The organism is Acinetobacter minutum (assembly GCF_035916735.1).
GTDB lineage: Bacteria > Pseudomonadota > Gammaproteobacteria > Pseudomonadales > Moraxellaceae > Acinetobacter.
In genome coordinates this window covers 1-8,132 of the sequence record NZ_JAQIHG010000049.1, presented here as the reverse complement: position 1 = coordinate 8,132, position 8,132 = coordinate 1, and the positions used below count along the sequence as shown (strand labels likewise).

6 protein-coding genes and 2 pseudogenes are annotated in these 8,132 nt (G+C 38.1%); 6 read left to right on the top strand and 2 right to left on the bottom strand.

The window, feature by feature from the left end; genetic code table 11:
• The 3 genes and pseudogenes from istA to PAE54_RS12080 all read left to right on the top strand — a co-directional run.
• On the top strand, positions 1-845 hold an 845-nt coding region (gene istA / locus PAE54_RS12090), incomplete at its 5' end, for an IS21 family transposase (protein ID WP_326519622.1).
• Positions 845-1,618 (top strand): IS21-like element ISAba8 family helper ATPase IstB, encoded by a 774-nt coding sequence (gene istB, locus PAE54_RS12085; protein ID WP_326519621.1) that lies wholly within the window; start codon positions 845-847, stop codon positions 1,616-1,618. The genes istA and istB, both read left to right, overlap by 1 nt.
• 77 nt (positions 1,619-1,695) lie before the next feature.
• Positions 1,696-2,007, top strand: a pseudogene (locus PAE54_RS12080) (integrase core domain-containing protein); the annotation flags it as partial.
• Positions 2,008-2,548: 541 nt separating this feature from the next.
• On the opposite strand, the gene tfpM reads toward PAE54_RS12080, so the two are convergent.
• Both tfpM and PAE54_RS12070 read right to left on the bottom strand, forming a co-directional pair.
• Positions 2,549-3,826, bottom strand: a complete 1,278-nt coding sequence (tfpM, locus tag PAE54_RS12075) for an O-linking oligosaccharyltransferase TfpM (protein ID WP_326519620.1) — start codon at positions 3,824-3,826, stop codon at positions 2,549-2,551.
• Positions 3,826-4,275: a pilin gene (locus tag PAE54_RS12070; protein ID WP_326519619.1), complete on the bottom strand. Its 450-nt coding sequence runs from the start codon at positions 4,273-4,275 to the stop codon at positions 3,826-3,828. The genes tfpM and PAE54_RS12070 overlap by 1 nt, the downstream gene beginning before the upstream one ends.
• Before the next feature lie 789 nt (positions 4,276-5,064).
• Between PAE54_RS12070 and PAE54_RS12060 the strand changes: the two genes are divergently transcribed.
• The 3 genes and pseudogenes from PAE54_RS12060 (at position 5,065) to PAE54_RS12050 (ending at position 8,025) form a co-directional block, all read left to right on the top strand.
• Positions 5,065-5,385 (top strand): prepilin-type cleavage/methylation domain-containing protein, encoded by a 321-nt coding sequence (locus PAE54_RS12060; protein WP_326519617.1) that lies wholly within the window; start codon positions 5,065-5,067, stop codon positions 5,383-5,385.
• 136 nt (positions 5,386-5,521) lie between these two features.
• Positions 5,522-6,211 (top strand): annotated as a pseudogene (locus PAE54_RS12055) (DDE-type integrase/transposase/recombinase).
• Positions 6,212-6,390: 179 nt separating this feature from the next.
• Positions 6,391-8,025 carry a PglL family O-oligosaccharyltransferase gene (locus tag PAE54_RS12050; RefSeq protein WP_326519616.1) on the top strand — a complete coding sequence of 545 codons (1,635 nt, stop codon included), beginning with the start codon at positions 6,391-6,393 and terminating at the stop codon, positions 8,023-8,025.
• The last annotated feature ends 107 nt before the right edge of the window (positions 8,026-8,132 follow it).

Sequence of the window (8,132 nt, the reverse complement as noted above, 5' to 3'; positions counted from 1 at the left end):
ATAAACCTTATTTGCTCGAACGCGTAAACGCAGCTCATCCTGAATGGATTCCTGCCGTTGTGCTCTACCAGGAAATTTTAGGGTTGGGATATCCAGAAAAGATCAGGATCTTGAGGGAATATCTTGCAACATTAAAACCAATTGCTAAACCGGAACCGATCATTCGTTTTGAAACCCAACCTGGCCAACAAATGCAGGTTGATTTCACGACGATTCGACGTCACCACACGACTTTGAAAGCCTTTGTGGCCACATTAGGTTATTCCAGAGCGGCTTTCGTGAAATTTTATGATCATGAACGTACGGCTGCATGGATCGATGGTCTGGAAAATGCATTTCAGTTCTTTGCTGGAGTACCTCAGGAAATCCTGTTTGATAACGCTAAAACGATCATGATTGAACGGGATGCCTATCAGGAGGGGCAGCATAAATGGAACCCCAAACTGCTCGACTGTGCCAAGAAATATGGCTTTCGTCCCCGCGTATGTAAGCCCTACCGCGCACAGACCAAAGGCAAAGTTGAACGCTTTAATGGATACCTCAAATCAAGCTTTATTGTGCCATTGAAAGCAAGCCTGAAGACTTCGGGTTTACTGTTAGATGTTGATGTCGCCAATGCCCACATTGGCCGGTGGCTGCATGAAACCGCCAATCAGCGGATTCATGCCACCACGCAAGAAAAACCGGCTGTTCGACTGCAACACGAGCAGCAAAGATTTGCGCCATTACCGCAATCAGATACGGGTTCCGGCACTGTACCTGTTGCAGCGGCACAGCATGTAATGCCCTACGAGAGTTTGCAGCATCCGTTATCGGTATATGACCAGTTGCTGGGAGTTTCCTGATGAATCTGCAATACGAACGTATAGAGCAGCTTTGCCAAAAGCTCAATCTGCCTGCCATCGCATCACAATGGTCACATCATGCACAACAAACATTAGGTCAGGATGGAAGTTATGCCGACTTTGTTGAAGCCATGCTGATGCATGAACATGCTGCCAGGCAACAACGCAGTCAGCAGGTACTGATGAAACTCTCAGGCCTGCCTCAAGTCAAAACCCTGGAAGACTATGATTTTAATTATGCCCTAGGGGCACCTAAATCACAGGTGATTGAACTGTTCAATCTGAGCTTTATTCCTAGAGCAGAAAATGTGGTGTTTCTCGGGGCTAGCGGAGTAGGAAAAACGCATTTATTCATGGCATTAGGCTATAAGGCCATCATGAACAACATTAAGATCAAGTTCATTACCGCAGCGGATTTAATGCTGCAACTGAGTACAGCCTACCAGCAAGGTAAATTGAAAACCTATATGCAGCGTGCGGTACTGGCACCAAAGTTACTGATTATCGATGAAATTGGTTATTTACCGTTTGGACGTGAAGAAGCGAATCTGTTCTTTAACGTGATTGCCAAGCGTTATGAAAAAGGCAGTACGATATTGACGAGTAACTTACCATTTAGCCAATGGTCGAAGTCGTTTGCGGATGATGTCACGTTGACCGCTGCGATGTTAGATCGGTTACTGCATCACTGTCATGTGGTACAAATATCGGGTGAGAGTTATCGTTTAAAGGATAAAAAAAGAATAGGGATTCAGCCTCAGGTTGAAACTTAATACGAGATCAAAGGGGTCAATTTTACTTTGCCATTTGTAAGGTAAAAGGGGTCAATTTTAGAATGCCGTTGACAACCAGAGGTGTGCAATATCTTTCCATTCGTTATACCAATCGTTTAGAAGCAGCAAATTTACGAGCATCAGTCGGTACGACCGGTGATTCATACGATAATGCTTTGGCTGAAACGGTGAATGGCTTATACAAAACAGAGGTGATTGAATATTTAAAAGCGGATTGGCAAGGTTTAGCGGATGTACAACTTGCGACACTAAACTGGGTAGATTGGTTCAATAAAGAGCGTGTACATAGTGCACTAGGTTATGTGTCACCTTTTGATTTTGAAGCAATGTACTATGATAAAATTAACCCATTAGGTCAGGTGGCCTAACTTAAATAAAAAGTCTCCGACAAACCCGGTACGGTTCAGTTTGATCGTACCTAACGATTGCGTCTGTGGATTGATCTATTGGTGTGGTAATTCAGATTTGATCCGATCGAGATCTGATAGTATAGCTCAGACATAGCAGAACCCCCATTTTCCACACGTAACTTAGGTGATCTGCCTTTAGTTGGAACATGATTTTTCAATTGCTCAACCATTAAATAAAAGGTTGACCATGAGATGCCCGTGTATCGCTTTAACTATATTTCAGAAAGCTTCTTTCAAGCGATATATTTCATCAGTAGATTATTCACTAATGCTAAAAATCTGGGGTATAAATATCAATCAAAAAATAATTGCTTTTTGAATTATGAAAGAGCTCTATTGCTCATTTTCATTAGGTATTTATAAATTTACCCATAGGTTTTTTATAAAAAATAATGCTGAACAATGTTCAAATATATTAAAATTCAAAAAAATAAAACAGAAGAGAGTCTATTTTTTAACTATCTTGTAGCTATTTTTAGTAGAGCACGTGCAAAAATATCTAAAATAATTGATAAGCATATTCCCAAAATCGGGGTGGTGTTGATGGTAAAATTTTCGATAGAACCGATGTGTTTGAAAATAAATAAATAAAGGAAAATGTAATTATAATATAGATCATAAAACCAAAAAATTGGGTATGTAGTAAGATTTTATTAATGGTTTTATTAAAATAAGTTGCATGTTGAAACTCTGGGTTTTTCAGTAAAAATATAAATAACCATAAAAGTGCAACCTGTGTAATGGGGTAGATATGAACACCTGAAAAAGAGAGGTCTATACCAATAGCTAAAAATGCAGCAAGTACAAAATAGTTTTCTTTAAGATTCCAGCTTATATTTCTGCCTATATAAAAAATAACATAAGCCAAACAAGAAAATCCTAGTAGGCCTGTTTCTGTTAAAATTTGGATAAATAAGTTATGGGGGTGTGCGGGTAAATTTGAATACTTATCTAATTGATAAAATCCACATCCAAAAAATGGATTATTTATCCAACACTTAAAGGCATTTTTCCATAATTCTGAGCGTCCGCTCGTAGTCTCTCGAGCAATCATTATTAAACCCGAACTAGAGTAGTTTGAGAAATGTATGATGGAAAAATAAGTCAACCATGTTAAAATATAGGTAAATAATAGTTTAAATCGTGTTAATTGATTAAATATAGATACAATTAAAATAAAAAAGGTATAGGCTAATGTGGCTGAGCGACCGCCATCTAGTAAAATAGATAAGAAAGCTAAAAATATAAATGCTAAGTAAATATTTTTATGTTTATGCTCTCTTAGGAAAAACCAAGTTGCAAAAATAGATATAATTAAAAAATAACTATTATAAATCCGAATATTCCATGGTAATGGATACCAGTTTTTATATGCCCCTGTATTCAAATATTCAAATAAAGAAAAAGGAAACATACTAAAAATTAGAAAGCTAGATAATACTATCATTTTTGATATAATTGAATGATAGTTCAAGAAAAAAAATGATTTATATAATAAGTAAAATAATATAATATCAAAAAAAATTAATTGATCATTTTTGAAAATTAAAAAGTAGAAGTAAATAAAAGCTAGAAATAAATATTCTTTTTTATTAAAAAAACATTTTTTTTGATTAACAGCATAAAACCCGAAGCCCACTAACAATAACACTTCTAAAACCCGAGCTTCATTATAAAAATTAGAGCTAATATAGACAGAAGCCCCTAAAATAAACAGTAAAAAATAAAGAGCTATGAACAGCTCTTTATTTTGTAAATGTTTAATTAATTTAAACATTAAGTTCCACTAGTTCCACGGAAATTCGCTGGAACAAATTTTGTACAAGCTGAGTCTGATGTACCTGCCCACTCTAATGAACCAGTTGTCGCATTTGCTGTTGGTTCTAAAGTAAGTGCTGGAGATGCTGCATCACAGGTATCATCAATACCTTGTACTTCAACAGTGATCACACCATCTGTTACTGTTAACGATTTAACATACTTAGAAGTAATATCAGATGCATCTGCCAGCCCAGCTTTAGCATTATCAATACCTGTTAAATCGTTCAAATCTGCGTAACCTTCAGATACGCCAGTTTTTGCTGATGCAAGGAAACCAACCACTTCAGACATTTTTGCACGTTTTGTATAATCTTGATAAGCAGGGATCGCAATTGCAGCTAAAATACCAATAATAGCGACCACAATCATCAGCTCGATCAATGTAAAGCCTTTTTGAGCATTCATAACATTCTCCACAAATGTTTTGTTAATTTAATTATAAGCTTTGTAAGCTAATTTATACATTGCACAAATTGTGCCAAAATATATTACTTAATTATTTCTTTTTAAATCAATACATTGTTTAATAGATTAAAAATCTTAGTTACATATAAGTAAATTTATGTAACTAAGTGACAAAAAGTGTCAGTTTTGTCGGTTTTGGGAGATATAAATATGAAAGTTGCTTGCAGCAGAAAAACTAAATTATTAGTAGCTAAGCAAGCAGACAACTATATAGTTTAGTGATAGTTGCTTGTGTAGGCACGGAAGTAATTTTAAAATTGGAAAAGCGCTTTACTATGTTGAATGTTTCATATATCAGGGGGAGTAATAGAGTGAAACGGCTAAAAGACTTCAAAGTAAACGAACGAATACCTCGTCCAGCTGTAAAAGTTTTTCCCATGCAATTTGGTGATGACGAAGAGACTAGACGTATTGTTCTGCATCATACAAGACGTGTGATTCTTCAGCATAAAGAAGACATACAGAAGTTGGCTTATAAATAATGAGGCTGTACTTTTTTATTCTGTTTTTAGCTAGGCAAAATTTTAAAATATCTCATGAGCAGTCTGCCATTATAAGAATTCATTCTATCGCCCCGAGTAAAAGCTATTTTCTGATATGGACAATTTGAAAAATTTTGTCTTTTTAAAAGCATGTCCATATGTACAAAGTGAATAATTAAGTAAAACAATATAATTCAATGGTTTGATATGTGTCCATATAAAGGGACTTATGGAATGTAGAGGGTTGATGATTGTAGTGGCTATCATTGGTATCTTGGCTGCAATTGCGATTCCTGCTTATCAAAGTTATACGAAAAAAGCAAATGACTCTTCATGCTTATCAGAAATGAAATCATATTCTTCGCTTTTTATGTCTGAAAAAATCTCAGAAAGTGGTGATGTTGCTAACTTGCCAGATGTATCTACTCTTACACATTGTCAGGATTTAACACCACCAACAGATTTAACGGCAACCACATTGACAGCAACCTCTCCAAAAGGTACTGGTGCTACAATCACGTGTGATGTTAGTGATAATGCAAGTTGTTCAATTGGTACTGCGCCTTAATCCTAAAAAATAATAAAAAGCTCTATTCGTAGAGCTTTTTTTAATGCTCATTTCTACTACTAAAATTAAATTTTACTAGGTGTTTAGTCCCGGATTTTAATGGTGCAATATTCTCACATAAATGGAAGGAAGCACTATGGGACAAGCTCTACACAGCAGCGCCACAACGACACAGGCAGTGCGTCGAGCAATACAAAATAGTCAAGAGAGCTTACGCTAGCCAAGCATTCCTTATCTGACGCGCTCATCATTACACCGCTGCTATGGTATTTCACGGCTGCCTGAGGTGCAAGGTGATCGTCCTGTCAAGAAGTGCTTCAAAAGCTACCTGATCGGTTACTTCCATATCGACATCGCTGAGATGCAAGCAGCACAGGGTAAGCTTTATCTCTTCGTTGCCATTGATCGCACTTCAAAGTTCGCGTTCACCGAAGTGTATACCAGAGCCGATAAGATGGTAGTCGCGCATTTCCTGCGCAATCTGGTTCAGGCTGTGCCCTACAGCATACACACGGTGCTGAAGGATAACGGCATCCAGTTCACGTGTGATCGCTACGCTTCTGAGCACATCTTTAATCGGGTTTGTACTGAATGTAGCATTGAACATCGCCTCATCAGGGTCAAGCATCCATGTACCAATTGACAAATCGAGCGTATGAACCGAACGATTAAAGAAGTTACTGTCAAACGGTTCCATTACGACGATCACACTCAGCTATGTATTCCCCTTGCTGATTTTATTACCGCAAACAACTTCGGCCGCAGACTCAAAACACTCAAGGTGCTGACCCCCCTACGAAATCATCCGCAAAAAGTAGACAGATGAACCTGAACTTTTTAAGATTGATTCGATCCATCAAAATCTGAGACTAAACACCTAGCAATAAATTATTTTATAGCTTGTAAAAGCATTGTTGTATGTTTATAGCTTGTAAGTATTACCTCAAACTGGTTATTTTCCCCATATCAAATTAACATAGCTCAAAAATATTTTGCGCTTTCTCTATGAAATTTTTTCTTTCCCTCCTCGCCAGTGTCTTGATTGCACTGGCTTGGCTATTACCTATTCATTATCGTCCTTGGGTCACCTATACAGGTGAAACATTGGCCTTTCTGTCGCTGTTTGCCCTTGCAGCCATTTATCTAAAAGACAGAATAAGTTTGCCGTTGATCGGCTTACCCTTGGCAGGTTTAGCTTTGGTTCCTTTGTTGCAATGGGGGGTGGGCGAACAGTTCTTTTTTAGTAAGGCCTTGATGTCCTGTGTTTTTATTTTGGGCTTCTGGCTTAGTATTGTATTAGGCTATAACCTTTCTAAAGAAAAAATTGCCCGAGAGAAGGCATTTACGAGTTTAAGTTATGTCTTTCTGATTGCGGGAACATTAACGGGATTAATGGCGATATGCCAATGGCTGACGATTGATCAATATCTCACTGGATTGATGGTGAATCTCAGAGGGAATCGTCCCTTTGCCAATTTTGCTCAGCCCAATAACATGGCGACATTTTTGGTCATGTCCTTGCTTGCCTGCTTATATTTGTATGAAAAGCACAAGGCAAAAACATGGATTTTAGTTCCGTCAGCCCTGATCATGCTATTGGCTGTGGCACTCAGTCAATCCCGGACATCATGGGTCGCTTGCTTATTTATTCTCGGCTATTTAGTTTATCAGTATTATAAGGGCTATATTGCGACCAACTGGTATTACCTGATTGGTTGGTTTGCTATATTTGTTGGTTTTATCTGGTTGCTGCCATCTGCGAGTCAATGGATAGCCCAACTGATGGATGCGCCGGTACAAACGCGTGAAGTGGTACAGCGTGCAACAGGAGATATGTCGCGTTTAGCGATCTGGCAACAGATGATCCATGCAATTGCTGATCGACCGTGGTTTGGCTATGGTTGGCACCAGACGAGTGTGGCTTATGTGTTGGTGAGTGAATACTTTTCAGGCCCGGTCTGGATCAGAAGTGCACATAATTTTATCTTGGATTTCCTGTTGTGGAATGGTTTTGTTGTGGGTTTGCCATTCTTGGCTTATTTTGCTTATTGGGGTTATCGACTGCATCGTCAGGTCAACTCGACCGAATCCGTGATCGGCATTGTCATGATCAGTGCTGTACTGATCCATGCGATGTTTGAATTCCCGCAGAATTATGCTTATTTCTTGTTGCCATTGGGTTTTATTATCGGGTTGGTGCAGTCACAAAATACTCAAACAAGAGAGATTAGTTTATCTTCAAATTACATGCGAGTGTTCTATGCACTATCTGTGATTTTGCTCTTGATAATTATGCGCGATTATTCTGTGGCTGTAGAACAGATTAACCAAGCGGCACGATATGAGAAATACAAACAACCCATCAGCAATCATCAGCCGATTTATTTGCTGTCTGAACTCGACCGTCGTGCCAAGTGGATTCGTATGAGTCCTTATACTTCTGTTAATTCAGAGCAGTTGAAAGAAATTGATGAGATGGTGCTGAATTATCCAACACAGTATGATTTGTTGAAATATGCAAAATTACTGGCATTTAACGGTTATGAGCAGGAAGTTAAGCATCAATTGTGGCGCTTAAAGCAGCTCCGGCATGTCGATGTAAGTTATGCATCAATCGTAGAAGAACAGCCTAAAACTTAAATCTGAAATATAAAAAAGCCAGCATCTGCTTAATGCCAGTCAGTTAAGAAATTGACTGGCATTTTCTTGGGTATTTCTGTGGTTTTAGCTTCACAACCCTCGGACAA